Source organism: Sphingobacterium sp. T2, from assembly GCF_000814685.1.
Lineage (GTDB): Bacteria > Bacteroidota > Bacteroidia > Sphingobacteriales > Sphingobacteriaceae > Sphingobacterium > Sphingobacterium thermophilum.
The window spans coordinates 1-3,766 of sequence record NZ_JXAC01000175.1 but is presented as its reverse complement, the minus strand read 5'-3'; the positions used below and the strand labels follow the sequence as shown (position 1 = coordinate 3,766).

3 protein-coding genes are annotated in these 3,766 nt (G+C 41.3%); all 3 read right to left on the bottom strand.

Translation table 11 applies throughout. The features are described from left to right. Window positions 1-283: 283 nt before the first annotated feature. Genes aroA through SD31_RS11110 form a run of 3 tightly spaced genes read right to left on the bottom strand, consistent with a single transcriptional unit; the run spans window position 284 to window position 3,510 of the window. Entirely contained in the window at window positions 284-1,516 is a 1,233-nt protein-coding gene (gene aroA, locus SD31_RS11120) for a 3-phosphoshikimate 1-carboxyvinyltransferase (RefSeq protein WP_039054170.1), read from the bottom strand. Window positions 1,517-1,531: 15 nt separating this feature from the next. Continuing rightward, a complete protein-coding gene (locus tag SD31_RS11115) occupies window positions 1,532-2,644 on the bottom strand; it encodes a chorismate mutase (protein WP_039054169.1) in 1,113 nt (370 codons plus the stop codon). Window positions 2,645-2,697: 53 nt separating this feature from the next. Next, window positions 2,698-3,510 carry a prephenate dehydratase gene (locus tag SD31_RS11110; RefSeq protein WP_039054168.1) on the bottom strand — a complete coding sequence of 271 codons (813 nt, stop codon included), beginning with the start codon at window positions 3,508-3,510 and terminating at the stop codon, window positions 2,698-2,700. Between the last annotated feature and the right edge of the window lie 256 nt (window positions 3,511-3,766).

The following is a 3,766-nucleotide window of genomic DNA, read 5'->3' as shown; positions in this document are numbered from 1 at the left end:
TCGTACGATTTGAATAATTGGGGCTATCGGATTCCACGATCGGACGCTACTGGCTTTCCCATGGATTCACCCAAAGGTTCCGTGAATBVRCGGAAGTATGTTCGCCGAAATAGTAATTTCCTGCCAATAATGATTAGTATTTGTACTAAAATACAAAATAAATATAGCCTGCTGGAGGCACAAATGTTTATTAGAGTGTCGCTGAACCGTATCGCCACATAGTCCTTGTTGTCTTTTCACAACTATATGACGATACGCAAAGGCGACAAATTTTTTATTAAGCTCATTGTATTGCAAAACCTTGAGCTTCCAAATGTTCCCAAAACATTGGATAAGATTTTTCTACTACCTGAGGTTCTTCAATGCTTATTTCTTTGAATACCAATGCCAAAGGAGCAAAAGCCATCGCCATACGGTGGTCTTCGTAAGTGGCAATAGATATGGCTTCAGGTTCTTTGACATTGTCGGTGTTTAGATGGTAGATACTATTATCTTCAGTCAAAGTAGCACCGAATTTGCCTATTTCGGTTTGTAGAGCAGCAATACGGTCTGTCTCTTTGATTTTCAGTGTTTCCAATCCTGTAAAGGAAACATTTCTTTTTAGTAGGGCGGCTACTACTACTACCGTCTGTGCAAGGTCGGGACATTCTTTGAAGTCGAAAAGAATTTTGTCAGAACGACTGTCTTTCTTTTTTAGCAAAATCCCTTTTTCTTCGAAAATGGTTTCCACTCCGAAATGTTGCATAATTTCTGCAATGGCAATATCCCCTTGCAGGCTGTTTTTCTTCAATCCAGGAAGTTGAATTTCCGCATCTTCGGCCAAGGCGACCATGGCATACCAGTATGAGGCTGCACTCCAGTCCGGCTCGATGTAGATTGTTGCTTCTTGGGCTTCCTGCGGCCTAATATGAATTTTATTGTCTTGCCAGCTGTGATGTATGCCTGCTTCTGCCAGCATGTTTAGTGTCATCGTCACATATGGACGGGAGGTCAACTCACCTTCGATTTCTATGGTAAGCCCTTTTTTAAGTGCCGAGGCTACCAGCAATAGTGAAGAAATATATTGACTGCTGACATTCCCTTTTATGCACACATGGTCTTTAGTTTGGAAAAGCTTTCCCTCAATATGAAGAGGAGGGAAGCCCGCCTTTTTAACATAATGAATGTCGGCTCCAATATCTTTCAAAGCATCAACAAGGATACCTATAGGACGTTGCTGCATGCGTTCTGTTCCTGTAAGTATAAAATCTCCCGGAATGAGATTCAGGTAGGAAGTCATGAAACGCATAGCCGTACCAGCTGGACCTATATCTATGGTTTTCTGTTCGGTGCCCGGCATACAGGCTTGCTGGAGAGCTCTAGTAAGCAGTACGGTGTCATCTGCTTTGGACAGGTTTTCTATCGTAACCTTGCCCTTACTCAGAGCCTGTATGATGAGAGCACGGTTGCTCTCTGACTTAGAGCCAGTAAGTTGTACCGTGCCTTGTAACTTTTTCGTCGGATGAGATAGCTTGATTGCTTTTTTGACTCATTATGCCTCCGCTACTGGTTTAGAGTTCATAACCTCGTTTTGTTTACGAATAGATTCGTTGTGCAACAATTCTAAGTATTTTACCGTAAACTCTTCTCCGAGATTTAGCGCCTTTGCCAGTTGAACACGTTTTTGGACGATTTCATCCCAACGCGATACTTGCAAGATTGTTACGTTATTGTCGCGTTTATATTCTCCGATTTTTTCAGCAATTTTCATGCGGTCGGCAATGGTTTTAAGGATTTGGTCGTCTAGTTTGTCGATCTGTTTACGCAATTCAGCCAATTTATCTTCGAAGGCGGGATTGTCTGACGCAGGTTTGCGTACAGCAATATTATCCAGCATATCCGCTAAGGCAGCAGGAGTAACCTGTTGTTTGGCGTCTGTCCATGCCACTGACGGGTCGATATGGGATTCGATGATAAGCCCCTGCATATCCATATCCATAGCTTTCTGCGTAATGTATGGGATCAACTCACGGTTACCACAGATGTGGCTTGGGTCGTTGATGATAGGAAGTTCGGGAGCAATGGTTTTCAGCTGGATTGCGATGTCCCACATAGGTTCGTTGCGGAAAGCAGTTTTCTCGAATGAGGAGAAACCACGATGTATGGCGGCAATCTTCTTGATGCCAGCACGGTTGATACGTTCTAATGCACCGATCCATAAGGAAAGATCAGGATTCACCGGGTTTTTCACCAATACTGGTACGTCGGCTCCCAATGCTTTTAGAGCATCAGCGATTTCCTGTACTGTGAATGGGTTTGCCGTAGAACGTGCGCCTACCCAAAGTACGTCTACACCGGCTTCCAAAGCTTCTTCGACGTGTTTTGCTGTTGCAACCTCGGTAGCAGTCAAAAGTCCTGTCTCTTCTTTAGCACGTTTCAGCCATTGTAAACCTATACTTCCGATACCTTCGAATTCTCCCGGACGTGTACGAGGTTTCCAAATACCGGCACGAAGGATATTTACTTTTCCTGTATTTGCCAATAGGTGTGCTGTAGAGACCAATTGCTCTTCAGTCTCAGCACTACATGGACCTGCTATTATAAGTGGTTTGCCATTAGTGTCAATCCATGAACTTAAAGGAAGAACTTCTAAAGAATGTTTCATCGTATTATGTTTTAATATTTTAAATTGATTAGTAACTTTATTGTTTGTGTTAATTATACTTTGTCATTTTTGATGTATTCGCCCATGATGCTGAAGTTTACCGTATGTTTTAATACTTTACGGATGGCGGCGTCATAGTCGGACTGTTTTTTCCATTCTACGTCCACATAGAAGTCGTACTCGTTACGACGGCCTATGACAGGCATAGACTGGATTTTGCTGAGGTTAACGTTCTGCTCGGCAAAACATTGTAGTACAGTAGCCAAAGCACCTACTGAATTGCCTATTTGAAACGATAGAGAAGCTTTATTGGCTCCTTTTTGTTCTACCACTTCGTTTGCCAATATGAGAAAGCGGGTAGCATTCTTTTTGTGCGTCTCAATTCTTCTTTCTAGAATGTTAAGACCATAAATCTTAGCCGCATATTCGCTTGCAATGGCTGCCGTATTTTTAAGTTTCTCTTCGCTGATTCTTTTGGCACACCCCGCCGTATCCAATCCTTCTTTGATGGTCCATTCCGGATGTTCGCTTAAGAATTCGTCACATTGACGGATAGCAATAGGATGCGATTCCACGGTCTCTATGTCGCTTAATTTGACTCCTGGCAAAGCCAAAAGATTTTGCTGTATATTTAAATGTACTTCTCCGATGATATGAAATCTGTAATCTCTCAGTAAGTTATAGTTAGGCAAGATACTTCCAGCAATGGAGTTTTCTATGGCCATCACCACATAATCTGCTTTACGTTGCTTCAACATTTCGCAAGTCTGTCTGAAAGAACCGCACTCAATAGTTTCGATATCCGAACCGAAATACTTGACTGCAGCTTCTTCATGAAATGAAGCCTTTACTCCTTGAATAGCAATTTTTGTTCTTCTTACTCATCTGTCTCATCTAGTATAAAAAAAGTCCCAGTTTCAAACCGGGACTTTTGTGATATGCTCTTGATTTTAACCATATTACTAGTCCCGTCCTTTATTTCTAAAATAAAAGAAGTTGAAAAAGTAATATGTGTTAAAATTATTCATGTCCTTGTTTTGAWTGATTACAATTTGTAAACARATTTTTTTAAATTCCAAATAAATTTTATAATTTTTTTTTGATTTTTTTGGTCTTTTTTGT